The 25,650-nt window shown below is 49.0% G+C and carries 20 protein-coding genes; 18 read left to right on the forward strand and 2 right to left on the reverse strand.

The window, feature by feature from the left end:
• Positions 1 to 401 precede the first annotated feature (401 nt).
• The 4 genes from ACJJII_RS17345 to ACJJII_RS17360 all read left to right on the forward strand — a co-directional run bounded on the left by ACJJII_RS17345 (position 402) and on the right by ACJJII_RS17360 (position 3,326).
• On the forward strand, positions 402 to 983 hold the full coding sequence (locus ACJJII_RS17345) for a TetR/AcrR family transcriptional regulator (protein ID WP_413665724.1): 582 nt from the start codon (positions 402 to 404) through the stop codon (positions 981 to 983).
• A gap of 338 nt (positions 984 to 1,321) precedes the next feature.
• Positions 1,322 to 1,888, forward strand: a complete 567-nt coding sequence (locus tag ACJJII_RS17350) for a carboxymuconolactone decarboxylase family protein (RefSeq protein WP_444917088.1) — start codon at positions 1,322 to 1,324, stop codon at positions 1,886 to 1,888.
• Positions 1,889 to 2,028: 140 nt separating this feature from the next.
• Complete coding sequence (locus ACJJII_RS17355; RefSeq protein WP_444917089.1) at positions 2,029 to 2,763, forward strand: SDR family oxidoreductase; 735 nt, start codon at positions 2,029 to 2,031, stop codon at positions 2,761 to 2,763.
• A gap of 26 nt (positions 2,764 to 2,789) precedes the next feature.
• On the forward strand, positions 2,790 to 3,326 hold the full coding sequence (locus ACJJII_RS17360) for a thioredoxin family protein (RefSeq protein ID WP_444917090.1): 537 nt from the start codon (positions 2,790 to 2,792) through the stop codon (positions 3,324 to 3,326).
• 187 nt (positions 3,327 to 3,513) lie between these two features.
• Here the strand turns inward: ACJJII_RS17360 and ACJJII_RS17365 are convergent, their stop codons facing one another.
• A complete protein-coding gene (locus tag ACJJII_RS17365; protein ID WP_413665728.1) occupies positions 3,514 to 4,050 on the reverse strand; it encodes a lipocalin family protein in 537 nt (178 codons plus the stop codon).
• A gap of 217 nt (positions 4,051 to 4,267) precedes the next feature.
• Here ACJJII_RS17365 and ACJJII_RS17370 point away from each other — a divergent pair, with 217 nt between their 5' ends.
• From ACJJII_RS17370 to ACJJII_RS17425, 12 genes are all read left to right on the forward strand, one after another.
• On the forward strand, positions 4,268 to 5,527 hold the full coding sequence (locus ACJJII_RS17370; RefSeq protein ID WP_444917091.1) for an FAD-dependent oxidoreductase: 1,260 nt from the start codon (positions 4,268 to 4,270) through the stop codon (positions 5,525 to 5,527).
• Positions 5,528 to 5,779: 252 nt separating this feature from the next.
• On the forward strand, positions 5,780 to 6,949 hold the full coding sequence (locus tag ACJJII_RS17375; RefSeq protein ID WP_444913012.1) for a Gfo/Idh/MocA family protein: 1,170 nt from the start codon (positions 5,780 to 5,782) through the stop codon (positions 6,947 to 6,949).
• A gap of 198 nt (positions 6,950 to 7,147) precedes the next feature.
• A complete protein-coding gene (locus ACJJII_RS17380) occupies positions 7,148 to 8,209 on the forward strand; it encodes a sugar phosphate isomerase/epimerase family protein (RefSeq protein ID WP_444913013.1) in 1,062 nt (353 codons plus the stop codon).
• Between the two features lie 56 nt (positions 8,210 to 8,265).
• The gene (locus ACJJII_RS17385) at positions 8,266 to 9,588 is read left to right on the forward strand and encodes an MFS transporter (RefSeq protein ID WP_444917092.1); all 1,323 of its coding nucleotides are present in this window, start codon (positions 8,266 to 8,268) and stop codon (positions 9,586 to 9,588) included.
• Positions 9,589 to 9,644: 56 nt separating this feature from the next.
• A complete protein-coding gene (locus tag ACJJII_RS17390; RefSeq protein WP_444897240.1) occupies positions 9,645 to 10,652 on the forward strand; it encodes a LacI family DNA-binding transcriptional regulator in 1,008 nt (335 codons plus the stop codon).
• Between the two features lie 70 nt (positions 10,653 to 10,722).
• Complete coding sequence (locus ACJJII_RS17395; protein ID WP_444917093.1) at positions 10,723 to 11,433, forward strand: 3-keto-disaccharide hydrolase; 711 nt, start codon at positions 10,723 to 10,725, stop codon at positions 11,431 to 11,433.
• Positions 11,434 to 11,436: 3 nt separating this feature from the next.
• Positions 11,437 to 11,655 (forward strand): twin-arginine translocase TatA/TatE family subunit, encoded by a 219-nt coding sequence (locus tag ACJJII_RS17400; RefSeq protein WP_108733294.1) that lies wholly within the window; start codon positions 11,437 to 11,439, stop codon positions 11,653 to 11,655.
• Positions 11,652 to 12,563 (forward strand): sugar phosphate isomerase/epimerase family protein, encoded by a 912-nt coding sequence (locus ACJJII_RS17405; protein ID WP_444917094.1) that lies wholly within the window; start codon positions 11,652 to 11,654, stop codon positions 12,561 to 12,563. The genes ACJJII_RS17400 and ACJJII_RS17405 overlap by 4 nt, the downstream gene beginning before the upstream one ends.
• 251 nt (positions 12,564 to 12,814) lie before the next feature.
• Positions 12,815 to 14,611 carry a GMC oxidoreductase gene (locus ACJJII_RS17410; protein WP_444917095.1) on the forward strand — a complete coding sequence of 599 codons (1,797 nt, stop codon included), beginning with the start codon at positions 12,815 to 12,817 and terminating at the stop codon, positions 14,609 to 14,611.
• Between the two features lies 1 nt (position 14,612).
• Positions 14,613 to 15,308 (forward strand): gluconate 2-dehydrogenase subunit 3 family protein, encoded by a 696-nt coding sequence (locus tag ACJJII_RS17415; RefSeq protein WP_413665737.1) that lies wholly within the window; start codon positions 14,613 to 14,615, stop codon positions 15,306 to 15,308.
• 159 nt (positions 15,309 to 15,467) lie between these two features.
• A complete protein-coding gene (locus ACJJII_RS17420) occupies positions 15,468 to 18,224 on the forward strand; it encodes a TonB-dependent receptor (protein WP_444917096.1) in 2,757 nt (918 codons plus the stop codon).
• A gap of 423 nt (positions 18,225 to 18,647) precedes the next feature.
• Positions 18,648 to 19,748: a SagB/ThcOx family dehydrogenase gene (locus tag ACJJII_RS17425; RefSeq protein WP_444917097.1), complete on the forward strand. Its 1,101-nt coding sequence runs from the start codon at positions 18,648 to 18,650 to the stop codon at positions 19,746 to 19,748.
• Between the two features lie 179 nt (positions 19,749 to 19,927).
• Here the strand turns inward: ACJJII_RS17425 and ACJJII_RS17430 are convergent, their stop codons facing one another.
• Complete coding sequence (locus tag ACJJII_RS17430; RefSeq protein WP_444917098.1) at positions 19,928 to 20,590, reverse strand: TetR family transcriptional regulator; 663 nt, start codon at positions 20,588 to 20,590, stop codon at positions 19,928 to 19,930.
• 272 nt (positions 20,591 to 20,862) lie between these two features.
• On the opposite strand from ACJJII_RS17430, the gene ACJJII_RS17435 reads away from it, so the two are divergent.
• Positions 20,863 to 22,047, forward strand: coding sequence for an efflux RND transporter periplasmic adaptor subunit (locus tag ACJJII_RS17435; protein ID WP_444917099.1), 1,185 nt, complete (start codon positions 20,863 to 20,865; stop codon positions 22,045 to 22,047).
• A gap of 11 nt (positions 22,048 to 22,058) precedes the next feature.
• Positions 22,059 to 25,241 carry an efflux RND transporter permease subunit gene (locus tag ACJJII_RS17440; RefSeq protein ID WP_444917100.1) on the forward strand — a complete coding sequence of 1,061 codons (3,183 nt, stop codon included), beginning with the start codon at positions 22,059 to 22,061 and terminating at the stop codon, positions 25,239 to 25,241.
• The last annotated feature ends 409 nt before the right edge of the window (positions 25,242 to 25,650 follow it).

A 25,650-nucleotide genomic window follows, 5' to 3' on the forward strand; every position in this document is an offset into this window, starting at 1 on the left:
TATTTAGCAAAATAGCTTTCCTATTGAGTGTGAAATTGAGGCATTTTTTCTCGTTTTGAGGGCTTGAGTATGTATGGTCATCATAACTATTGTGTAACTGCAACTGTAAAAAAGCGTTAAAAATAAGCACTTTGACTAATAGGTCAGAGCCACTTTGATGACTTTGAAGGCTTTTAGGGTCATGAAGTTGCACCAGTTACCACTTTATTAATTCGAGTGAGCGCTCCTCGGCTAGAAGTGTTGCTCCAATAATCACTGTGACCGCAAAAATGGTGTTTTGATTTCGGAGCAATAGGCGAATATCGGGCGAGTGCCAGTATCTGTATCTGCGAATCGTGTTTTTACCACTTGGTCCAAACAGTGGTAACATGGCCAGTAGATTTGTTTGAGGTGAGGTGCTTATGCCTTGGGAGAAAAGTTTCGATGTCGATAGCGCAGTCGATAAAGCGACGGAAGCCTTTTGGAAAAAAGGCTTTGAAGCGACTTCTCTGGCCGACCTGCTCAAAGCTACTGGGCTGACTAAAGGGAGCTTTTATAATGCCTTTGGCAGTAAGAAGCAGCTTTTTACCCTGAGTTTACTCAAGTATGAGAGAGAGCAGCGGCGCGACGTAATGGCCCGGCTTGAGTCGTTGGAAGATCCTATCGGCGCTATCAGTCAGCTTTTCGACTCCCTAATTGAACAAAGCCTTGCAGATCCGGAAAAGAAGGGCTGCTTTTTGGTTAATACCGCACTTGATATGCCTAACCTGGATAGCGATATTGGGGATGCTGTAAAAAAGGGCTTGCGGGATACTGAGTCATTTTTTGCAAGGCAGGTTCGCCTGGGGATAGAGAAAGGTGTGATATCTGATCGAGTAGACCCGGAAGTCTGCGCCAATAGTTTACTGACTCTTTTAGTCGGCTTGCGAGTGTTGGCACGTGGAGTTTTTAATAAGGAAAGCCTCTCCAGAATTAAGGTACAGGCATTAGACTTGCTGCGTTGACCTGATCTTTCTTCTGGCGTTGAAAGCTCTTCGTAGGGTCTTGGCGCCGTCCTCTCGGTTGCCAGGGCTGCACTGTGATTTCCCTCTCCTGACCTCCATTGATCCTTCCTGTCAATTTTTGCATTGGATAGGGCTTCATATTTTTTCTGTTCATTCTCAGTAGGCATTAATGCATAGCAAATAGTTATATGAATAATCTTTACCGATCGGTACAAACTCATTAGCATTGTTTGTAGCAATCGGTACATACAGTTTACAGGGGTGTCTCCCCTTATTTTTTAACCAGGTTTGGACCGATCGCTACAAACAAGTGAAACTATCTAGTTAGGAAAAATATGATGGCTACTTTCAAGACTCACACGATTGAATCCGCTCCTGTTGCTGCTCAGCCTCTTCTTGCAGGCGCTAAGAAATCGATGGGCTTTGTGCCCAATCTATTCGCAACTATGTCAGAGGCCCCCGCATTACTTGAGGGTTATACGACCTTGGCGGGAATTTTCGATAAAACCAATCTTTCCGAGACAGAGCGCCAAATCATCTTAATGACAAACAACCGCCTGAACGGGTGTCGTTACTGTATGGCTGCACACACATCCATTTCCCAAATGGCCGGTGTTGAAGCGGAAATTATCGAAGCATTGCGTAGTAACACACCGATTGCAGATGAAAAGCTTGAGGCATTACGTACATTTGCTGCGGTAGTGAATGAAAGCCGTGGCTGGCCGTCGGAGGAACAAGTTAACGCTTTCCTTGCTGCTGGCTACACGCAGCAGAGCGTACTGGAAGTGGTTCTAGGTACCGCTTTAAAAGTTATGTCGAATTATACAAATCACATTGCCGAGACCGCCCTAGATAGTGCCTTTGCAGTTAATGAGTGGACTCCCGAAGGAGAGACAGTGGCCTGATTTCTGGCCTGGGCTTGATTGGCCATCCAGCCCTCACTGAGGAGACATGGGGTGGCCATCAACAATTCGTAGCGGAGCCCGCAACTGTGTTGCGAATCGAAATTTGAATTTATTCGACTTAAGTAACTGAGGTATACGAAATGACTCTTCAAGCTAGCAATATCACTGCATTAATCACAGGGGCAAATCGAGGTATTGGCAAGGCCATTACAGAGGGGCTGTTGGATGCGGGCGCGGTTAAAGTGTATACCGCTGTTCGCGACCTAGCCTCGGTGAGGCAGCTCGCTCAAAAGTATGGTGAAAGGGTCGTCCCCATTGAATTTGATCTTTCACGTGAAGAAACCATTCAAAACGCTGTAAAGGTTGCCGGTGATGTCAATCTGGTTGTCTCTAATGCGGGCGTAGTGAAGCTATCGACACCCTTGGACGATGATGCTGTGGAGAGCTTCAAGTATCAAATGGAGGGCAATGTTTACCCACTGATAAACCTGGCCAAAGCGTTTGGCCCTGTTTTGAAATCTAATGGTGGGGGTGTCTTTGTCCAAATGAACTCACTGGCATCTATCAAAAATTTTCTCCCATTTACTGGTTACTCCGGCTCAAAGGCGGCTGCCTATGCAGTAACTCAGGGTTTGAGGGAGGCCTGGGTCGAGCAGGGGACTCAAGTTATCAGTGTTATTGCTGGTCCAATCAAGACGGATATGGCCGACTCCGCAGGCATGGGAGAGGGAGCCCCTCCAGCGAGCATCGTATTCGATGGCATTATGAAGGCACTAACAACGGGTGATTTTTTTGTTTATCCAGATGAGATGGCTCGAGAGGTCGCAAAAATTTACGCTCCCTTTGCCAAGAGCGTACTTGAGATCGAAAGCTAACTTAGAACCCAAGAGAGGATCGGGCAATGTTACTAGATACACCAGTATGTGATTTCGGATGGAAAGCCCCAGACTTTACCTTGAAAGACCCTGACGGCAAGAGCTTTCGAATGTCGGACCATCTGGGAGGCAAGGGGTTGTTGATTGCATTTATCTGCAATCACTGCCCCTATGTTCAGGCGATTGCAAATCGTCTAGCTGAGGATGTGCGAGAGCTACAAGGGCTGGGCATTAATGTTCTGGCCGTTATGTCAAACGATTATCGCGATTACCAAATTGACAGTCCTCCTTATATGGCGAAGTTTGCCCGAGACCATGGGTTTACTTTCCCCTATTTGGTTGATGAAGATCAGTCCGTAGGGAGAGCTTACCAGGCGGTATGTACACCGGACTTCTTCGGGCTGAATAAGGATGGAGAGCTCCAATATCGAGGCCGCATCGATGATGCGGGAATGGGAAATCCGGCTGGCCGAACCAGGGAGCTGGTCAATGCAATGAAGTTGATCGCAGAGACTGGGGTAGGGCCGGAAAAGCAGCTGCCAAGTATGGGGGTGCTCTATTAAATGGAGTGGTAACTATAACTGATATGGGTTGCTAGCTGACAGGAATGCTCTGGCGAACATAAAGCACACAAAATATAAGAAAACACATTAATATAATGAGCTAACCTATTGATTATAAAGAATTAATAAAAAGTTAATGTGGTTTGTTAAGTGGCGGGTGCCAGAAGTGTGACACCCGCTTTCTTATTTACTCAGTAAGCTGGCGGGTCATGATGATGTGGTCAATGTTATAACCATGCTTTGTAACTGCCAGGTCTAGTAGATAGTCTGTAATAGCTTCATCCAGCTGGGGAGTGCGGCTTAACAGGTAGAGGCTGGAGCGGTCCGGATCACCAACGAGTGACCACTGATAGCCAGGATCTAGCTCTAGTATCCAGTAGTCGCCGGCAGCTTTACCCTCAAAGAAGGTGATAGCGAGTTTGCTGTTCGTCTCGTCAATGGGGACTCCAGTGCCCTGAACACTGATCGGGAACCCATATTTTGGGTGTAAGATTCGACAAAAATTGAAAACGCTGATAGATCCATCATCATTGAGGCCGTAGTCCGCTGTTACCGCAGTACAAGCTGGCTGGAAAATTTGCGGTAGCCGGGCAATCTCATACCACTTGCCGAGATACTGATTCACATCGACATAGGGAACCGTTTCCAGTTCATCATCTGCCAGAACGGCCTGGGTACTGAGTGCAAACAGTACAATTCCTATACCTCTCAATAAGCTCTTCATTTCCTTGCTCCTTGTGTTCGCAGTTTTTTAGGCCGCCAGCTTCATAGCTGAGCGACAATCTCTTTACGGGGATATAACTGGAACGGATTAACCAGGTTCTGTGTTTAATCTGAATTTCAAAAAAGTGTCACCTAGGTGAATGAGCTGAGGTCTTAGAAGTTGACAGAAGTCCAGCCTTTGCTAAGTGGTGATAGATAGGATTTGTTTGAGGCTGACCATGGCTAAAACGGTAGACGTAGACGTCCTGGTATTAGGGGGCGGAATTCAAGCGATTTCATTGTTGCGAGAGCTATCAACAGATTTTTCTGTGATGGCAATAGACCAGGGGTTAGACGATGCTGAGTCGTTACACTTTCATGGTTATTTCTCCTCAGGCTGGAATGCGGCACACCCAAGTGCGGCAAAGGCTTACTTAAAGGCCGCACAGTTTTGGCGCACACAACTGGAGAGCGATGGTGTTGATAGCCACATAACAGATTTCTATGCCGCGCTTCCCCGAGAATTTTTAGATACTGTCGAGCCCAACTGGATTGCGGCGGGTATTCCAGTGGAAGAGGTTCCGATACCAGCTCCACTGGTAACAACTAGCTTGCCGTCGCATCAGTGCTTTCGATTTGCTGATGACCTTATGTTTGACGGCGCTGAAGCCTATCGACGTTTTAGTGCTCCTGTTAGCGAGAAGCTGGTGAAAGGGAGTATCCGAAGGTTCGACAAAGATAGTGGTGGCGTGACTGAGGTCTCTGCCGATATCAATGGTAGCTCCCACCAAATACAACCCCAGTTGGTTCTCTCAGCATGCGGGGCGGGCAATGCAGCAATACTCGAAAGTCTTGGAGTGCCAGCTCAAGGTGTGCGGGATAGCCAAGTTGTTCGGCCCCTACATATGTTGCTGGCTAAGGGGGCTAATACCCCTCCAATCTCAGCCTTCCTGATGGACATGGTAGTGGCATATCACCCGCTGGAAAGTGGAGAGGGACTTTGGATACTCACCTTAAATCCAGAATACCCCAGATTTCGCTCTGGTGTGGTTGACATGAGGGTGGCCCCGCCCATAGAGAGGGCGTTAATCCGGGATACCCTGGATAGATTGGCAAATTGTATGACCGGGTTTGAGGATTGGGCAGCCGGCTGCCATTGGGGTGGTTACGCAGGTTGGAAAACTGACGCTCCAGGGCCGGATGGGGATGCTCTTGTGCAGTTAAACTATCCGCGTCCATACCACATCCACAGCTTTGATATAGCCAATTTCTTGGCGGTTTGGCCGAATCACTGGGGTCTCGCCGTGGAAGCTGCAAAGGAGGCCGGGAAATGGGTTCGCTCAAAAGCTAAGCCTCGGCATCCTCAATCTGAAGCGATAGGTAGCTTGCTGTCGCAGTCAGTTGATCATCAAACTATTTGTAATAAATGGCAAAGCGATGAATTGAAGTGGCACTCTTGGGCTGAGTTTGTCCAGAAAATGGGCCTGCCAATCAGGTGATTTGCTTAGTATTTCAGCGTTGAGCCATCAGTCTATGAGTCCAATAAGGCGATATTAACAACGTATTTCGCTTGCAAAGACATTTTTTTTCTGTATCTTAAATTGAAATGTAACCGGTTACATTCTGTTTCAGGCAGTGGAGTGCTACGAAAACCGCAGTCTGGAAACAGCGCGTCCGCTTACAAAACACGGAAAAAAAATAAGTAGGCTGTTTATTCAGCTGGTTCTTTGAGTGGCCCGAGGGGATGGGGTTTGGTTAAAAAAATAAGAATGGGCATGGTTGGTGGTGGAGAGGGTGCTTTTATTGGTGCAATCCATCGAATGGCTGCAGCTCTCGACGGTGAGATAGAGCTAGTCGCCGGCTGCTTTAGTAGCGATTCCGAACGCAGTCGTAAAGCTGGTGAAAAGCTGGGGCTACACCCGGACAGGATTTACCAAAGCTATCAACAGATGTTCCAAGAGGAATCCCGTCGCAGCGCTGATGATCGAGTTGAATTTGTATCTGTAGTAACTCCCAACCATCTCCATTTACCCGTTTCTATTGCTGCGTTGCGGGCGGGATTCCATGTCCTCTCCGACAAGCCAGCCGCCTCCACTTTGGAAGAAACACTTGAGCTTAAAAAGGCAGTGGAGCAAAGCGGGCATCTTTATGGTTTGACCCACACTTATGCTGCTTACCCTCTGGTTATGCAAGCGAGAGCAATCCTGGGCAGGAGAGAGTTGGGGTCTATTCGACGAGTTACCGTTGCCTATCCGCAGGGGTGGCTGGCACTAGCCGGTGATTCCACGGGAAGTAAGCAGGCGAGTTGGCGAACAGATCCTGCACGTTCGGGAGAAAGTGGCTGCTTTGCGGATATAGGCACCCATGCTCATCATCTGGTGGAGTTTTTTACTGGCCAGCATATCTCTGAAGTCTGCGCAGACGTGCAAGCGGTAGTTGATGAAAGAGCGTTGGATGATGACGGTGCAGCGCTATTTAAATTAGATCAGGGCGCCCGAGGAACACTTACAGCCAGTCAAGTCTGTGGAGGAGAAGGGAACAACCTGAATATCAGCGTTTACTGTGAAGACGGTTCGCTGTTTTGGGAGCAGGAAGCCCCAAACCAATTGCAAGTAAAGCGCAGGGGGCAGCCTGTGGCGATTTGGAAAGCCGGTGCGGATTGTGAGTATCTGGATGGAGACGTCAGGTCTTTCTGCCGGACACCTCAAGGACACCCGGAGGGCTATATAGAGGCCTTCGCCAATATCTATCGCGATTTTGCTGGTCAAGTCCGAGGCCGCCGCGAGGGGGTAATTTCAAAGAACAGTCCTGCCGTTGGCAACATTGATGCAGGTGTTCGCGCGATGGCATTTGTGCGCGGTGTGCTGGAGAGCAGTCGCGCAAAATCCTCATGGGTTTCCCTGGCGCCTTTTTGGAAGTGAGCGGCTAGGTCCAACCTCACAGAATTTAGGTATCTCTGGCAGGGTGGGCGTCCGGCAGCTAGTACGGCACAGGGAGGTGCCGGTGTCGGCCTGCGGCCAGTTACCTTTTGAAGAGTTTTCTCAAAAGGTGCAAACCAATCGCTTGGAAAGGGTTGGTTGCAGAATTAATAAGTACAGCAGTAAAAAGGATAACAATAAATGAAGGCACCCAGAATTCAGGGGCCCGGAATTTTTCTCGCCCAGTTTCTCCCATCGAGCGAACAGCCAGCTTCGCTTGAATCTATGGCTCGTTGGGCATCAGACCTGGGGTACAAAGGCATCCAGGTTCCCACTTGGGACAAGCGGATTTTCGACCTTGAGCTGGCCAGTAAAAGCCAAGCTTACTGTGATGATGTACTGGGAATCTGTGAGGAGGCTGGGGTACAGATTTCTGAATTGTCTACGCATTTGCAGGGGCAGTTGGTCGCAGCTCACCCAGCCTATAAGGAAATGCTGGATATTTTTTCTCCAGAGGCAGTACGCGGAAACTTGCAAGCCCGAGCAGAGTGGGCGAGCAATCAATTAGTTCTTGCTGCTCGGGCCAGTGCCAACCTGAAGCTCAAATCCCATGCAACTTTCTCCGGCGCTTTACTCTGGCACACTTTTTATCCATGGCCCCAGCGCCCAGCGATGTTGGTTGAAGAAGGTTTTCGCGAACTGGCCCGTTTGTGGCGTCCGATATTGGATGCGTTTGACAGCGCGGGGGTCGATGTCTGCTATGAGCTGCACCCCGGTGAAGACCTGCATGATGGCTTGACCTTCGAGCGGTTTCTTTACGAGGTGGAAGATCACCCTAGAGCCAACATCTTGTATGACCCAAGCCATTTGCTTTTACAGCAAATGGATTACCTGGCCTTTATCGATATCTATCACGAGCGAATCAAGGCTTTCCATGTGAAAGATGCGGAATTTCACCCGAGTGGAAGGGCTGGCGTATACGGCGGTTATGCCCCCTGGATTGACCGGCCCGGTCGCTTTCGCTCCCTGGGGGATGGTCAGGTAGATTTTCGTGGGATTTTTAGCCGACTGACCCAGTACGGTTACGATCGCTGGGCGGTATTGGAATGGGAGTGTTGCATTAAGGATCAACAGCAGGGGGCCAGCGAGGGTGCGCCATTTATTCGAGAGCACCTGATAACCGTGGCTGACAAAGCTTTTGATGATTTTGCCGGTGCTGAAACAGATCGCGCTCGAAATCGTAGGATTTTAGGGCTGGACTAATTTTTGCCAATCCCAGTGAACAACGAATAACAATAAATCATGCGGAGACTGGATAGATGAGTACACAGACAAAGGCTTTGCACAGGAACGTCTTCCTGGTGGGAAATCTGTCAATCTTTATGATTGGCCTTGGGTTTGCTGTGAGGGCTTCGATCGCCGGCAACTTACAGTCGGATATTTATGATCATATTGATCTTGCCAACTCCACCGCAATGGTTGGAGAAGCGCTTGGATTTACCTTTACAGGGTTTGCCCTAACCCTGCTATTTGGCAGCGCATTGGTAGACTTGGTCGGTATCAAACGGATGTTAATGCTCTCATCAATAGGCTACGTGTTGGGGAGCCTGCTTATTATTGCAGCATCCTTGGTAACCCCCGGGGAGGGCGTTGAGAACTTGGTTCTTGCGGGGCTGTTACTTACCGGTTTGGGCTGGGGGGCAGTGGAGGCCGCCAGTAATCCAATGGTTGCTGCGGTTGATCCTGAAAATAAAACTCAGCGCCTAAATGTACTACATGCCTGGTGGCCTGCCGGGATTGTGGTGGGGGGATTACTTGGGTTAGCCATTTCTGCGCTTGAACTTCCCTGGCAGTTGAACCTGATTGTTTTGGCCCTACCGGCTGTGGTCATGGCGTGGCTTGTGTCCAGAACAGAATTCCCGGTAACTGAACGGGTTTCTTATGGCATCAGTTATGGCGAGATGTTTAAAGAAGTTTTCAGGCAGCCGATGTTTATCGTGCTATGGGTCTGTATGTGGCTAACCGCTGCAACAGAGCTGGCTCCAGGGCAGTGGGTTGACCTGACGCTCTCTCGAGTAGTCGGTATGAAGGGCATTCTCATTCTGGTTTATGTCAGCATGTTGATGTTTGTAATGCGCCACTTTGCCGGACGGCTGGCCAAAAAACTCTCTCCCATTGGACTCTTGTGGCTCAGTAGTTTACTTGCAGCTGTTGGCCTCTATTGCTTAGGAATGGCGAGAACCCCGGTAACTGCATTCTTAGCGGCAACAGTTTGGGGCATCGGTGTCTGCTATATGTGGCCTACCATGCTCGCTACGGTATCCGAGCGTTTTGTACGCGGCGGTGCACTGTTTTTGGGGCTGCTGGGGTTTGCTGGGGGAATGTCTATTCAGTTCGTACTGCCGAAACTTGGAGAAATTTTCGACAACGCCAAGATTGAGGCTGCCGGTGGTTTGGAAGCCTTTGAAAAGTTAACGGGCGATGAGCTAGACACTGTGTTGGCGACTGCCTCTATCGAATCATTCCAGTCACTAGCCGTGGTTCCCCTTATCTTGCTGCCGATTTTTGCGTTTATCTGGTTTTGGGATCGCAGGCAAGCAGCGAGCAAAGTGCAAGGTGTCACTGTAGTAGGCAACCAGTAGGCGTTTTCCATTTGTGCGAAAATAGTCGACTACTAACAACAAAGTAACGGAAAAGTATGTCAAACATTCGCGAAGTTGCACGGCGCTCCGGTGTTTCCGTCGCGACCGTGTCCAGAGCCCTGAAAGACCCGCAAATGGTTTCTCCGCGGACCAGGGAGCGGGTGCTGAAAGCGGTGGAAGAGGCCGGCTATCGGCCCAATATGTTGGCGAGAAACTTTAGTTCCGGTAAGTCATTTGCGGTGATGGTTCTGGTCCCAAATATCGCCAATCCATTTTTTTCCAAAGTTATCCGAGGGATAGAAAAGGCAGCTCAAGACCAGGGTTATTCCGTATTGCTGGGAGATACCAAGGGCGAACCAGCTCACGAGCAGTTCTATGCGGGAATGGCGCTGACGAATCAGGCAGATGGGCTTATTCAACTGGATAGCCGCTATCCATTTGCAGAGAAAGATGCAGCTTTGGCAGCGTCGATTCCAATGGTAAATGCGTGTGAGCGCATTGCTGAAGACGACCGCTATCCGGTTGTTGAACTGGATAATTCCGGCGCGGCGCAAGCTATGGCTCGCCATTTGATTGAGCTGGGTCACCGCCGGATCGGCATAGTGACCGGCCCGCTTAACAGTCCTATTGTGCGTGATCGCCTGGCCGGTTTTGAGGAGGAGATGCAACGGCATGGTCTAGAGTTGAATTCTGACCTGGTTGTAAACGGAGAATTCACTATGCCGTCTGGTGCGGAGGGTGCAAAAAAACTGCTTTCTTTAGCCAGTGCGCCTACCGCCATTTTTTGTATGAATGACGAAATGGCTATTGGTGCTGTTCATCAAGCGAAGGAAATGGGTTTGCAGGTGCCTGCGGATGTATCGGTGGCGGGCTTCGATAATATTGAGTTTTCGCAATTTACGGACCCGCCCCTGACAACAATTGACCAGCCCGCAGAGAAGCTGGGCAGATATGCGATGGAAACCTTGCGCCGCATTATTGACGGAAAACCGTTAAAAGCGAGTCGAACTATTTTGCCCTTTGATTTAGTGGCAAGGGGAAGTACTGCCCGCTATCAGGATTAATAAAGTACGGATGTAAAACCATCACGGCGAACTGATTAGATAAACACCAATTCATGTGGAGATAACAACGATGAAAAAATTCACTGAGACAAAATTTTGCACGTCTATATTGGCCTCTGCAGCACTACTAGTCACACTAGGGGGTTGTGAACGGATGCCGGAAAAGTCCGGTATACAAGCGGATAAGGACTGGAGGCATTTATTCGACGGTAAAACGTTGCAGGGTTGGACCGGTGCCAATGGCTCTCATGTAGGAGAGGCCTGGCAGGTCGTTGATGGCAACCTGGTGCTCACTGCTGGTGGAGCAGGGGATATCGTCACTGCAGAGAAGTTTTCTGATTTTGAGCTGGAACTGGAATGGAAGATATCTGAAGGCGGCAACAGCGGCATTATTTATCGGGTAGCTGGTGGCAATGCACCAGTCTGGATGTCAGGTATGGAATACCAGGTACTTGATAACAGTGCTTTTCCCGAACTGGAAAAACTGAGCCACAGCGCAGGATCAGTCTTCGACTTGTATGCACCCAGCGAAGATGAGGTAAAGCCGGCAGGAGAATTCAATAAAACGCGTATTCTAGTGGAGAATGGTCGGGTTGAACATTGGCTGAATGGAAGCATGATTGTCAGCTATGAACTCTGGTCTGAAGATTGGGATACACGTCTTGCCAACAGTAAGTTTTCCTCTTACCCCGATTTTGCCCGTAGTGAGAGTGGCTTTATTGCTTTACAAGACCACGGCGACAAAGTGTGGTACCGCAATATCAGAATTCGGGAGCTGTAAATCATGGGTATTTCAGGCGTGGGTATTTGGCAGGTACTTATTGTTCTTGTGTTAGCGGTTCTACTATTTGGTAGTGGCAAGATCCGCCGTCTGGGAGAAGACCTTGGAGGAGCGATTAGTGGTTTCCGCCGCTCATTGCATCAAAGCGATAAGGATGGCACTAGAGAAGATTCCCCAGGTAACTTGTCTGGCAATCTACTCCAAGCTGGGGAGCGGGAATGAAGCGTAGAACTTTGCTACAGGTTGGTGCCGGCTTGGCTGCAGCTGCTTTTACCGCCCCCTTGTTTGGTAATAGTGGGCGAATCATTACCAATACCCCGGGTAGCCCTGTGAAAATTTCCCTGGCCCAATGGTCCCTGCATCGGCAATTGCGAAGTGGCGCTCTCAAGGTATTGGATTTCCCTATTAAGGCAAGAAAGGCATTTGCAATTGACGCGGTAGAGTATGTCAATCAGTTTTTTGCCGATAAGGCCAGGGATCAGAATTTTCTTTCAGCGTTGAAAGTGCGTGCAATAGATCACGGGGTTAAAAGCCTTTTGATTATGGTTGATGCAGAAGGTGATCTTGGCAACCCAAATGCTGGCGAAAGACAACAAGCGGTAGAAAATCATTTCCAGTGGGTTGAAGCTGCCAAATATTTGGGTTGCCACTCTATCAGGGTGAATGCTGGCGGACAGGGTAGTAGCAGGGAGGTTAGTTCTGCTTGTAGAGATGGGCTGAGAGCCCTCTCAGAGTTTGCCTTGGACTTCGGCATCAATATCGTGGTGGAGAACCACGGTGGCTATTCCTCAAACGGACTTTGGTTATCCCAGTTATTACAGTCAGTGGATATGCCGAACTGTGGAAGTTTGCCAGACTTTGGAAACTTTGGTGACTACGACCGCTACTTGGGAGTAGAGCAGTTGATGCCCTTTGCCCGCGGAATCAGCGCAAAGAGTTTTTCGTTTGATAAGCGGGGAAATGAGACCAATACGGATTTTGCCCGGATGCTGCGGATAATTCAAAAGGCGGGTTATAAGGGGTATATCGGTATTGAGTATGAAGGCGCCGGCGATGAAGACTGGGGGATCAAAGCAACGAAAGAGCTTTTGCTGCGCTTGTCGCGACAGGGTGAGCTATATGGTAAGTAAGTAATAATTATTTGGTTAAAATGTAACCGGTTACTCTCATTTTTTGATCAAAGTGTTTAGGGATTTCTAGGTTCGTTAAAAATATTCATAAAAATTAATCTTTTTGGTTAAAAAAACATAAGTTAGACATTAGATGTAACGGATAAGTAAAAATTTTTGGAAAAAAATGTAACCGGTTACAGATTTATCTTATAAGTTATTTAAAATTAAACGAGTAAAACAAAAATAATTGATGAAGTAGGAGAGAGGCGATGCCGAATGATGACTTCGAGAAGAAAGAGTATGACGCACTGATTGTTGGGTCTGGTGCTGGCGGCGGTATGGCTGCCTATGTACTAGCCACTGCAGGGCTAAAGGTTCTACTGCTGGAGGCGGGGAGATCCTATGACCCGGTTAAGGAAACCCCAATGTTTAACCTCCCAAAAGATGCGCCTTTGCGTGGGGGGAGCACACCGGAAAAGCCGTTCGGTTTCTATGATGCAACGGTTGACGGAGGTTGGCAGGTACCCGGCGAACCCTACACTCAGGGCTCCAGAGAAAGAGGCCGCCGTTTTGACTGGTGGCGTGCTCGTATGCTGGGTGGCCGTACGAACCATTGGGGACGGATTTCCCTGCGAATGGGTGAGTATGATTTTAAACCCTACTCAAGGGATGGGCTCGGTTTTGATTGGCCGATCAATTACAACGATCTCGCTCCCTACTACGATAAAACCGAGATGCTCATTGGTGTTTATGGCACTAACGAGGGGTTAGAAAACACTCCTGACTCCTCCGAAGGAGTGCTGCTGCCACCCCCGAAGCCCCGTGCCTATGAACTTCTGGCCAAAAAAGCGTGCGATAGGCTGGGGATCCCTGTAATTCCCTCTCACCTGGCTATTCTCAGTGAGCGTCTGGATCACGAAAATATTCCGCAGAAATTATTCCCAAACAATAAATTGGCTCAGGACGTCACCCGGGAATCAATGAAATCTCGCGCAGCCTGTTTTTGGGCCACGCCCTGTGGGCGCGGTTGCTCAATTAAGGCGAATTTCCAGTCCACGACTGTACTACTGCCACCGGCATTAGCGACGGGCAACCTGGATATCATTACTGATGCCATGGTGCGTGAAGTTACCATTGATAAAAAAGGTAAGGCAAACGGGGTTATTTATATTGATAAAGATACCCGTCAGGAAAGATTTGCCAGTGCCCGCGCTGTGGTTGTTGCAGCCAGTGCAGCTGAAACTTCGCGCATTCTCCTTAATTCCAAAAGCACTTTATTCCCCGATGGTATCGCCAATGGCAGCGGTGCCGTAGGGAAATACCTGATGGATACAGTGGGAGCTGGTATCGGCGGGCAGATTCCCGCTTTGGAAAGTATGCCTGCCCACAACGAGGACGGCGCATCGGCGATGCACATGTATATGCCCTGGTGGTTGTACAAGGAACAATTGCGTGGTGACCTGGATTTTGCCCGTGGTTACCACATTGAATTCGGCGGTGGTCGCAGTATGCCGGGCGCAGGTGCTTTCGGCGGTATGGGTGATTTTACCAGTGGCGCTTATGGCAAAGACTTGAAAGAAGCCTGCCGGCGTTACTACGGCTCCTTTGTGTGGTTTGACGGTCGCGGGGAAATGATTCCCAATGAGGACAGCTACTGTGAAATTGATAAGGACCAGGTAGACCAATGGGGCATCCCGGTGTTGAAGTTCCATTGGAAATGGAGTGACCAGGAATTGAACCAGGCCGCTCACATGCACAAAACCTTTGCTGAAATCATTGAAGGCATGGGCGGTAAGGTCACCTCTACCGTGCAAACCGACGGTGCCAAGGCAATTATCAACGGCGGTGCGATTATTCACGAAGTCGGCACCGCGCGCATGGGCTCAAATCCGAATGATTCCGTGCTCAATCCTTACTGCCAGTCCTGGGAAGTACCGAATCTCTTCCTTACTGACGGCGCACCCTTTGTCTCCAATGCTGATAAGAATCCAACCCTGACCATTATGGCGCTGGCCTGGCGCACCTGCGACTACATCGTGGACCAGTTCAAGAAGAGGAATATCTGATATGAGCGAGGAAAAAACCAATCTGGGTCGGCGCAACGCCCTGCGTTTGATTGCTACCACCGCTGCTGCAGTTCCAGTCATTGGCTGTTCTGAGAAAGTAGCGCAAAAAGTTGTAGTGAAAGAGGAGGTGCCAGCGGCTGAACCGGTAGTAAAGAACCTGGACGCCCCGAAGCAGACTCTTGCCAGGGGCACGCCGACAGATCCGGATCTCCTTAATCCCGTTGTGCCTTGGGAGATGCAGCTTGAAATGGGTGAGTTAGCGGTATTGGCAGCACTTTGCGACGTCATTATTCCCGCAGATGAAACTTCTCCGAGTGCCTCTTCAGTAGGGGCCCATCACTACATCAACGAATATGTCAGCGCCCCATATTCCAATAATAAAGCAGATCTTGTCACGATTCGGGGAGGGGTTGTTTGGCTGGAGGGTGAGTCCAAGCGCAGATTTGGAGGTTCCTTTGTCGATCTGAATGAACCTCAAAAAGTAGCCATCTGTGAGGATATCAAGTGGACTCGCACGGCGAAGCCTGAGTTCCAGGCTGGTGCTCGTTTCTTTGCCAAAGTTCGAGTTCTCGTGTCCACCGCTTTCTATACCACCGAGGAAGGTATGGCGGATATTGGTTATGTGGGTAACCGACCAATGGCGAGTTTCCCTGGAGCACCCCCTGAAGTTCTCAAGCGACTTGGCTTGGATAGCTAAAAACGCTTTATACGCACATATTGCTTTAGCGCTTAAAAATATCGAGACAGAATTGGATCGATAAGAGTAGGGCATATTCCGGTGGCCCGGCAAATGATATGTCGGGCTTGTAGGGTGAACGGAAAGCTAGAAAAAAATAATAAAAGAGAAATTTGAGCAATGAGAGAGATACCCTTAAATACAAATCGCCAACTAGACCTATTGAGGACGTCTGTTAGTGTTCTAGTGTTGTACAGTGTTGTCGGTATGGCAAATGCACAGAGCACCAGTGAATCTGATACAGAGAGTCTGGTGCTGGAGGAAGTAGAGGTATTGGGTATTCGCCGGAGCATGGAGAAAAATCTCGATGTAAAGCGTTTTTCCAATGCGGTAGTAGACTCAATCACCGCTGAAGATATGGGTAAATTCCCCGATAAGAATGTTGCAGACTCTTTGCAGAGGGTTCCGGGAGTATCCATCGTTCGAAGCGGCGGCGAGGGTGCCGAAGTAAGTATCCGAGGAACTGCACCTGAGCTCACTTTTACCCAGCTAAATGGAAACTACATAGCTACTCCCGGCGATGATCCATCCCGATCATTTTCCTATGCGTTGCTACCCTCAGCGATGATTTCCCGAGCGGATGTGTATAAAAGTCCAGAAGCAAAACTGGATGAAGGCGGGATAGGTGGTACTGTAATTTTACACACCCGCAAGCCACTGGACCTGGATTCCGGGGAGGGCATGTTATCCATTGAGAGTACTTATGCTGATGTTACTGGGGAGTACGAACCTCAGTACACCGGTTTTTACTCATGGAAAAATGATCAGGAAACCTTGGGCGTATTGTTTGGATACTCAAAGCAGGATCGTCAGAACCGGGTAATTAGCACCTCGGTAGAAAACTGGGGTTGGCAGGGAGATGAGTCCCCCCAGACTGGCGTAGAGGCCAGGGGGCCGATGGTGGATATTGATGGTAATGAATACCGGGATTTCTATGCGCCGCGAGCCGTTGTCGGTAGTGTCTTGGAAGAGGAACGGACCCGGGATGGCATGCAGCTAAGTGCCCAATGGCGTCCGGTAGAACAGCTGGAATTTGGTGTCAATTATTTCCGCTTTGAGCTGGGCGGCAACTCAGAGAATTATCGTATCGTATTCCCTGAGTGGAACTACGGGGATGCAATAGCCCCGGGCAGTCTCAAGTTTGATGATGATGGTGATACTCTTCTCGGCATTGGTATGCTCGATCGGGGCCAGGCAGAGTTACAGTCTCCACAGGTAGCTGGTGACTACACTCGAGCGGAATATGTTTCGGATACGCTGGATTTCAATATCAGTTACGAGGGAGATGGATATAGTGCTCGGTTGATAGTCGGTAATACCAGTGCAGAGGGCGGCCCCTCTGAGAAATTGTTTGCATCAGTCAATTCCCGTTATGGCACTGCAACCGATTGGAGCTGGGATCTTAGCAGTGGTACTGCTGAAATTGATACCAGTGCAGATCTGGGAGATCCCAACACTTATCCTTTATACGACTGGTTCTCATCCCATTGGACCAGCAGCGAGGACGATGAGAGTTACTACCAGCTGGACGTTTCCTTCGATATGGATTATGCCTGGCTTACCTCCCTGGATGTTGGGGTTAAGTACCGGGACCATGAGATAAACCGCCGCATCACCAAACAATCCTGGGATGATAATAATCCTCCCTGTCCAACGATTAACTGGGGTGATGTTGATGGAGCTTGTTACCCCTGGTGGCCAAGTGATTCATTCCACACTGATCCCGATGGTGTGCCCGACACAATCGATATCCTTTCAAGCGGCCCTCTCGATAATATTATCGGCGGTGTGAATGTGCCAAATTTCGCTTATCTGGAGTTTGATAAGTTAAAAGAGTTTCTATACGCAACCTATGGTGACCCTACGGTAATCGTCGAGAAAAATCAGGTTTACCGGGTTGGTGAGGAAATTACGGCTGCTTATGTACAGCAGAATTTTGCCTCGGCAGTCCTGCGCGGAAACTTTGGTATTCGAGCAGTCCAGACCAAGCAGTATGCGAGCACCTACGACAATATTGATGGGGTCTTACAGGACGAACCCAATATTCGTGACAGCAGCAATACTGATATTTTACCTAGTGCTAATATCGCTTGGGATATCTCCGATGAACTGGTTATGCGCGCAGCTCTCGCTAGAGTCGTAGCGAGAGTGGAATACGATAATCTCGGGGGTTCTGAAGTGATCCACGCTCCTTTGCCCGGCTCAACAGTCAGTCAAGGGTATGCAGGCAACTCTGAATTGGAGCCTTATAAAGCTGATCAGTTTGATTTGGGGCTGGAGTGGTATTTCGATGATGCCTCTGCTGCAGGACTGACCTTGTTCAGAAAAGATATTGCTTCGTTTGTAATCAACGGCAGTTCTATGGTGACAAGGGATATCGATGGTGTTACCCGGGCAGTGTCTATGTCTATGCCGGTCAATGGCACTGATGCTACCGCACAAGGTGTAGAACTGTTTGTTCAGTATGCCTTTGATAATGGCTTTGGAGTCTATGCAAACTATACCTTCACAGATACGGAGCTAGCTGAGATTGACTCTGAAGGTATCAAAACCAAAACAGAAATTGCCGGCACTTCAAAGGACCAGTACAACCTATCCCTTTACTATGAAAATATCGACTTTAGCATTCGCGCTTCTTACAATTATCGCAGTGACTATGCAGACGGATTCCACAATGGCATGAACACTTTCACTGATGAATACGATCAGTTGGATGTTAATGCATCTTATCGCTTGATGGATAACCTGACGTTGACCGCCTCAATAATCAACCTTACCGAAGAGAAGGTGGATAGATATTGGGGTGAGGAAAACCGGGTCTGGGGCTCCTCATATTCAGGCCGACGAGCTTATATGGGGCTGACATATAGTTTCTAACCTCATTGCTACCCAGTCACGCGGACACAGGGACGTGTCCGCACCTTTCTGTAAATTTTTAATTTCATATCAGCGTACTCAGTTTAGGCGCAATTGAGTATTTTATTAGCTCTCATATATCAATTCGATCTAGGAAATGTGTGCATTTTATACTAGTACTCAGTTGAAGGAGTAATTTAAAGTAGTTTGAATGGAGGGATTTATCATGAAAAGGGTATATATAGAAGACGCAACACCCTATGCTCTGGGAGTTTGTGTCACAGTCTACACTACCTGTTAATAGAAGGTAGTTTTTCACAAAAAGTGAGATGGCCCTTGAACATGAGGGACGTCTCACTCAGGGCTAATACAGACAAATCAAGAATTTATCGATTCTGCCTTTCTAGTTTTTTTACCACTTCTAGTAAATATGATGGTTAAGCGATGATGAAAGGCGCTGCTTTATTAGATAATTTCTTTCTCTATTTCAGTGAAAATGAAGTCATCTTGTGGGATGTTGTTCATCACGATCAGTGGGCTTTGGATAAAGAAACCCTCATAAATATTCTGGATAAATTTTATTCCGATGTGCAGACAGGAGAAACTAAGGCAGCAGATTTCCTTCAAAGTAATGGAGCCTTCATCAGTGGTGATTTAGCTCGGAAACAATGGGGTTGGGATGTACTATCCTGGTTTTACCATTATGGCACCAAGCTTTCGTTACCGCCCTCGACTGAGGGCAAAGAAGGGGCTAGTGAAGATCCCAGGGTATCTTGGGTAAGACAGTATGTTGACTACTGTAAACAGGTGCCGGAAAAGGCTAAAGGCAAGTACAATTATCCAGAAGTGGATATTCCACTGAATAGCTTTCCTACCACCAATCAGTTGGAGTCTGTGTTTGGGACCCGGTTTTCTTCACGAAAATTTGTACCGGGTACCACTTTAAAACGTGAGCTTTTGGAAAAAATACTTTTTCATTGTGTAAAATTTCGTACTTCTCCGTTTGTTGAAAAGTTTTATAAGGCCCACTCAGACAAAATAAATTATTTTGGATATTTTCGCAGCAGCCCTGCTGGCGGCGCCTTACAAGCTACAGATATTTACCTGATAGTGCATTCGGTACAGGGGATTGATCCTGGTATTTACCTTTACAATCCAATTGATCATGGATTGACCAAAGTCGGAGGTCCTGTTAGCCATGATAAGATCCGCCGTTTGCTGGTCGGTCAGCCCTATGCCGAGGGTGCCGCAGTTAATATTTGCTTTGTCTGCAAATTTAATCGGTTCTGGTCCAAGTATCGTCATTCCCGTATCTATCGGATGGCTTACCTTGAAGCCGGCCATCTATCTGAGAATATATTTCTCTATGCACACTCTCTTAAGCAAGACGTATTTATAGCGGGCGCTTTTTACGATGAAGAGTTTGAGAGTCTGCTGAAGTTGGATAAAGACAGTGCCATGGTCTTTTTTATGGCTATTGGGGAAGGAGAGCATGCCTGTTTCCCGGTAGAGTACTTGCCTTCTGATTCAACAAAATTGGATTAATGAGTAATAGTTAAATGTTTTGCCTGAAAAAAGAAGTTTGACATTGCGGTAATCGATGATTTCAGGGCCAAAATAACCAGTTTGGGACTTCCAATGAGCATAAAAGAGAAAAGGTACTTATGGTGAGGTGAAAACTGCAAAGCAGTATGCCCCACCGAAGTAGATAAGGATAAGGCGCGTCAGTGCAGGGTGTGGACCAGTTGTGAACTTAAGCGCATGGTGGGGGAGAAGCGGATCATATCGATTAGAGAGTCGATATAGCGTTCACCGAGTTCGCCGATATCTTCAATTCTTGAGGATAAGAGCCAAGTTTCAATCACACCGAACAGGCCACCGTGTAACATCTGCATCGCGAGGTCTGTATCAAGATCTTCGGGCAGTTGGCGCTCGGATACTGCGAGGGCAATCAGTTGTGCCATTCGCTCAAGCCCGCGGGTGCGCCCTTGCTTCATACGCAAGTGGGCTTCATTATTCTCGGTAACCTTTTCTTCACAGGGATGGAAGATAATCTCAAGTACCTGCTGCCACTCTGGGTTACAAGCAATTTCCTGAAACAGCCACACCCAGCGGGTTCGCAGTGTACCGAGGGGATTGGCGTTGAGTTGCTCGCCGGCGTTATTACAAAGTTGTTCGCCGGGTAGTACCATGCGTTCTGTCAGAGCGAGCAGCAAACCGGTTTTGCTGTGAAAGTGGTCGGCAACAGCACCGCAACTAACTCCAGCCAGCTTTGCGACTTCGGAAAGGGAAGGGCGACACACTCCATATTCATGAAACACATTGAGCGCGGCGTTTAATATACGCTCACGGGTGGTCAAAATTTGCTCATCTCTGCGTTTGGTCATAAGGAACAGCGGCTTCTTTAATCAATTATTAGTTTCACTCTGGCTCATTTTTGCAGCGTTTAACCGCAAGTGTGCAAAGGGGTTTTATGTGCAAACCCTTGAATATACTGGGTGAAAGTGCATGTTAGATGAAAATTGCACGATTATGAACAGTTGATCCTGTTTCCTACGTACTCATAAAATGCCACGCTACTTTACTCAGATTTCCTTGTCACTTAAAAATTCCGCTAACTGCCAATATTTTGTCCGCGCAGTCATTTTTAGAGGTAACCATGTTAAAAGCCCGAGCTCTCACCAGCCTTTTGGTCGCTTCCGCATTGTTGGCGGGGTGTAACGAGGAAGCTTCGGCTCCACCGGGAATGGCCCCCCAAGTGACCGTAGTCACACTTCAGCCGGAATCCGTCACTCTTACCAGGGAGCTGCCGGGGCGGACTTCCCCCTTTAAAGTGGCTGAGGTTCGTCCGCAGGTTAATGGCATCATAAAACGCCAGTTGTTCCGTGAAGGTGGCCAAGTTAGTGCAAATCAGCCACTTTACCAGCTAGATGACGCTCTTTATCGTGCTGACGTCGATAGTGCTAGGGCAAGTTTGCAAGGCGCAAAGGCGGCTATGAACATCGCTCGCCTCAAAGCCGAGCGTACTGCGAACCTGGTGGGTAATGGTGCTGTTAGCACGCAGGAAAATGATGCTGCGGAAGCCGATCTTCAGGAGGCCCGAGCCGATGTAGCCGCAGCTCAGGCGGAGCTGCACAGGGCGGAAATCCAGTTGGAATATGCAAGGGTCACCTCTCCGATTACAGGCCGAATTGGCAAATCTACAGTTACTCAAGGTGCTCTGGTAACGGCCAATCAAGCCGGAACTTTGGCTACTGTGCAGCAACTAGATCCGATCTATGTTGAGGTTACCCAGTCGGCAGCTGAGCTTGTTAGCCTTCGCCGAGCGCTTCAAGCGGGCACATTGGCCGACGCCACTCATCTACCTGTGACAATCCTATTAGAAGATGGCAGCGAATTTGAACACCAGGGCAAGCTGGAGTTTGCCGAAGCCAGTGTCAACCCCTCAACGGGCAGTGTGTTGTTGCGAGTAGTTGTTCCAAACCCGGATACCATGCTGTTGCCGGGTATGTATGTACGCGCAATTGTCGGTAGTGGTGTCCGTAAAGACGCAATTCTGGTACCTCAGCAGGGAATTGCGCGGGACCCTAAAGGCAATACCTCAGCCATGGTTGTTAATGAGGAAAATGTGGTTGCCCAGCGATCTGTGCGGGTTAGTCGTACGATTGGCAATCGCTGGCTAGTGGAAGATGGGCTCGAGGCCGGGGACCGGGTCGTAGTCGCCGGGCTTCAGAAAATTCGCCCGGGAGCACCGGTACAGGCCAGCGAGCGCGAAAATGAGCAGCTGCCGGCGGCTGAAGGCGATCAACAAGCTGGCGAAGCGCCTGCACAGCAGGGGTCTTAAGGGTAGGGGTTATGGCAAGTTTTTTTATCAATCGGCCCATCTTTGCCTGGGTGCTGGCAATTATCACGATACTGGCAGGTGTGTTGTCTATCGGCGAGCTGGCAGTTGAGCGCTATCCAAATATTGCGCCACCGTCGATCAATATTGAGGCAAATTACCCGGGCGCTTCCGCCAAGGTGGTTGAGGATTCGGTTACTCAAATCCTTGAACGCAACATGAAGGGCCTAGATGGTCTCCTTTATATGTCCGCCACCAGTCAATCCAACGGTGGCGTTTCAATCTCTTTAACTTTCGAGAACGGAACTGACCCGGATACGGCCCAGGTCCAGGTGCAAAACAAAGTGCAACTGGCGATGCCGCTGCTGCCACAGGAGGTCCAGGTACAAGGAGTAAATGTTAGTAAGTCTCGAGGTGGCTTCTTAATGGTTGCCGGCTTTGTGTCTGAAGACGGCAGCATGAACCGCAATGATATTGCTGACTATATCAATTCGGCCATTGTTGACCCGATCAGCAGGGTGCCAGGCGTGGGCAATGTGCAGGTATTTGGTTCCAAGTACGCGATGCGGATTTGGCTCGATCCCAATAAGCTCACCACCTATGAACTTACCCCTGGTGATGTTACCGACGCAGTGCGGGCCCAAAATGCACAAGTTACGGTCGGAAGCCTCGGTGCTGCTCCCTCTATTCCAGGGCAACAGCTAAATGCGGCAATTACTTCCCAGGAACGTTTGCAAACCCCTGAGGAGTTCCGGGATATTATCGTCAGAGCCAATGACGACGGCTCGCTCTTGCGCCTCGGCGATATAGCTCGGGTCGAGCTAGGTGCGGAGAATTATGAGTTTATTTCCCGTTACAATCGCCAGCCTGCAACCGGCATCGCTATTAACTTGGCGACAGGGGCCAATGCCCTGGAAACTGCTGATGGGGTGAAAGCCAAGTTGAAGGAGCTGGAGGCTTACTTTCCCCGTGGCATGACTTCGGTAGTACCATTCGATACGACACCGTTTGTTGAGGCATCTATTAAGGGTGTTATCTCTACCTTGATTGAAGCGATCGTCCTGGTATTTCTGGTGATGTATCTGTTTCTTCAGAACTTCCGTGCCACGTTGATTCCGACGATTGCGGTACCAGTGGTGCTAATGGGTACTTTTGCCGTACTCGCTTCGCTGGGATTCTCAGTCAATATGCTCACGATGTTTGCCATGGTGCTTGCAATTGGCCTGCTTGTGGATGACGCCATTGTGGTGGTGGAGAATGTCGAGCGGGTGATGCGGGAGGAAGGGCTCTCCCCTAAAGAAGCCACTAAGAAGTCGATGCACCAGATTACTGCGGCACTGATTGGCATTGGCGTAGTTTTGTCGGCAGTGTTTGTGCCTATGGCATTTATGGATGGCGCCACCGGCGTGATCTACCGTCAGTTCTCCGCCACGATTGTTGCAGCTATGGCGTTGTCAGTGTTGGTGGCGATTATTCTGACACCAGCGCTTTGTGCGACCTTGCTGAAGCCAATATCCAAAGGGGAGGGGCATGGGGAGAAGGGCTTTTTTGGCTGGTTCAATCGCAACTTTGATCGAGGTAGCCAGCGCTATCAAGGTGGAGTGCAAGGTATTTTGAAGCGCAGCGGTCGTTTTATGCTGTTGTTTGTTGCGCTTTCCGCAGTCATGGCCTTCCTATTCCTGCGGTTGCCCAGTTCGTTCCTGCCGGATGAGGATCAGGGTGTGCTGTTCTCCATGGTGCAGGCGCCGGTGGGGGCAACCCAGGAGCGCACTATGAACTCTATCCGAAAAGTAGAGGACCAGTTCCTGAACAATGAGCAGGGTATCGTGAAATCAGTATTCTCGGTACAGGGGTTCAGCTTTGCCGGTAGCGGGCAAAATACCGGTATTGCTTTTGTAAATTTGGAAGATTGGTCCCAGCGTGAAGAAGAGTCTCAGAGCGCTGGGTCTGTCGCCATGCGCGCGATGGGTGCCTTGATGCAAATTAAAGATGCGATGGCTTTCGCTTTCGCACCTCCGCCGCTCCCCGAGTTGGGTTCTTCTGGTGGTTTCAACTTTTATCTTCAGGATAATGGCAGTTTGGGTCATGAGGCTTTAACAGCAGCCAGGAACCAGTTTCTGGGAATGGCCGGGCAGAGTGAACTTTTGGCTAATGTTCGCCCCAATGGCCAAGAAGATACCCCGCAATTCCGTGTAAAAATTGATAATGCAAAAGCAGCTGCGCTTGGCTTGTCTATCGACGATATTAACAGCGCTTTGAGTACAGCATGGGGCGGTTCATATATTGATGACTTTATCGATCGCGGGCGGGTAAAACGCGTGTATATGCAGGCTGATGCTCCCTTTAGGATGGTCCCGGAAGACTTCCAATTGTGGTCAGTGCGCAACGATAAGGGCGATATGGTACCGCTATCATCCTTTGCCAGTTTTGGCTGGGAGTACGGTTCCCCCCGCTTGGAGCGCTATAACGGCGTTCCATCAATGCAGGTTAATGGGCAGGCTGCACCCGGAGTTAGCTCTGGTGAAGCAATGGAAGAGGTTGAGCGCCTAGTGGCGCAGCTACCCGCAGGTATTGGTATGGAGTGGAGTGGTCTCTCATATCAAGAGCGCTCTGCTGGAGCACAAACCCCATTGCTGTATACCTTGTCCCTTTTGATCGTGTTCTTGTGTTTGGCTGCTCTCTATGAAAGCTGGACAGTACCGACAGCAGTACTATTGATGGCTCCTTTGGGAATCCTGGGTGCAGTACTGGCCAATAGCCTAAGGGGCATGGAGCGCGACATTTACTTCCAAGTCGCGATGCTGACAACAGTGGGGCTAACCAGTAAAAATGCCATCCTGATTGTGGAGTTTGCGAAACAGAATCTGGAAGACGGTATGGAACTGGTAGATGCCACGATGCGAGCTGTACGGGACAGGTTACGCCCGATTTTAATGACATCTCTCGCTTTTGGTTTGGGGGTGTTGCCCTTAGCCATAGCAACCGGAGCTGGCTCAGGTGCCCAAAGGGCAATCGGTACCGGTGTGTTCGGCGGCATGATTGTTGGAACTCTACTGGGAATCTTCTTTATCCCACTGTTCTTTGTTGTGGTGCAGCGGTTGTTTGGCAAGAGAATCCATAAGCAGGAAGTGGAGCTGGCTAAACAAGACATCTCGTCAGAAAAAAATGAGAGAGCAGAAGCGGCCGAAGCGCTTTAACAGAGCTTTAACTATAAAGTAAGTAAAGCCAGGCCAGGTTAATGGGCCTGGCTTTTTACTTTCTGGCCCCCATAAGCCACAAGATCGCTGAATAGGGTGCTACTGCGAGTCTCAAGATACAAAGCGAACCTCTTTAGTTCCAGCTCCACGAACATGTCATCGTTTTAAATTATTCGCTGAAGTAATGAAGCATCAGCAATGATTTAAATCAAGAAGCCGAATAGTGTTTGGAGTCAAAATGCTAATCCCAGGCAAGGTGAGTAGCTATCCATACATGATTGAGCCTCACTTCCAAGCTAGATAGAGTGCAGTATAGAAGCCTGATATGGACGTTCATAGATTATTACTTCTATGGGGCCTCCGATATTGCATAAATGTTATTAGCAGATAATTTAAAGTGAAGAGTCGG

The sequence above is a fragment of the Microbulbifer maximicatervae (SeqCode) genome, from assembly GCF_052467825.1.

What these genes read in the sequence shown, in the direction of transcription:
- ACJJII_RS17400 (WP_108733294.1), top strand. Translation starts at nt 11,437, where the DNA reads ATGGGTATTTCAGGCGTGGGTATTTGGCAGGTACTTATTGTTCTTGTG.
- ACJJII_RS17440 (WP_444917100.1), top strand. Translation starts at nt 22,059, where the DNA reads ATGGCAAGTTTTTTTATCAATCGGCCCATCTTTGCCTGGGTGCTGGCA.
- ACJJII_RS17430 (WP_444917098.1), bottom strand. Translation starts at nt 20,590, where the DNA reads ATGACCAAACGCAGAGATGAGCAAATTTTGACCACCCGTGAGCGTATA.
- ACJJII_RS17345 (WP_413665724.1), top strand. Translation starts at nt 402, where the DNA reads ATGCCTTGGGAGAAAAGTTTCGATGTCGATAGCGCAGTCGATAAAGCG.
- ACJJII_RS17390 (WP_444897240.1), top strand. Translation starts at nt 9,645, where the DNA reads ATGTCAAACATTCGCGAAGTTGCACGGCGCTCCGGTGTTTCCGTCGCG.
- ACJJII_RS17405 (WP_444917094.1), top strand. Translation starts at nt 11,652, where the DNA reads ATGAAGCGTAGAACTTTGCTACAGGTTGGTGCCGGCTTGGCTGCAGCT.
- ACJJII_RS17385 (WP_444917092.1), top strand. Translation starts at nt 8,266, where the DNA reads ATGAGTACACAGACAAAGGCTTTGCACAGGAACGTCTTCCTGGTGGGA.
- ACJJII_RS17365 (WP_413665728.1), bottom strand. Translation starts at nt 4,050, where the DNA reads ATGAAGAGCTTATTGAGAGGTATAGGAATTGTACTGTTTGCACTCAGT.
- ACJJII_RS17370 (WP_444917091.1), top strand. Translation starts at nt 4,268, where the DNA reads ATGGCTAAAACGGTAGACGTAGACGTCCTGGTATTAGGGGGCGGAATT.
- ACJJII_RS17355 (WP_444917089.1), top strand. Translation starts at nt 2,029, where the DNA reads ATGACTCTTCAAGCTAGCAATATCACTGCATTAATCACAGGGGCAAAT.
- ACJJII_RS17435 (WP_444917099.1), top strand. Translation starts at nt 20,863, where the DNA reads ATGTTAAAAGCCCGAGCTCTCACCAGCCTTTTGGTCGCTTCCGCATTG.
- ACJJII_RS17395 (WP_444917093.1), top strand. Translation starts at nt 10,723, where the DNA reads ATGAAAAAATTCACTGAGACAAAATTTTGCACGTCTATATTGGCCTCT.
- ACJJII_RS17420 (WP_444917096.1), top strand. Translation starts at nt 15,468, where the DNA reads ATGAGAGAGATACCCTTAAATACAAATCGCCAACTAGACCTATTGAGG.
- ACJJII_RS17415 (WP_413665737.1), top strand. Translation starts at nt 14,613, where the DNA reads ATGAGCGAGGAAAAAACCAATCTGGGTCGGCGCAACGCCCTGCGTTTG.
- ACJJII_RS17360 (WP_444917090.1), top strand. Translation starts at nt 2,790, where the DNA reads ATGTTACTAGATACACCAGTATGTGATTTCGGATGGAAAGCCCCAGAC.
- ACJJII_RS17380 (WP_444913013.1), top strand. Translation starts at nt 7,148, where the DNA reads ATGAAGGCACCCAGAATTCAGGGGCCCGGAATTTTTCTCGCCCAGTTT.
- ACJJII_RS17350 (WP_444917088.1), top strand. Translation starts at nt 1,322, where the DNA reads ATGGCTACTTTCAAGACTCACACGATTGAATCCGCTCCTGTTGCTGCT.
- ACJJII_RS17410 (WP_444917095.1), top strand. Translation starts at nt 12,815, where the DNA reads ATGCCGAATGATGACTTCGAGAAGAAAGAGTATGACGCACTGATTGTT.
- ACJJII_RS17425 (WP_444917097.1), top strand. Translation starts at nt 18,648, where the DNA reads ATGATGAAAGGCGCTGCTTTATTAGATAATTTCTTTCTCTATTTCAGT.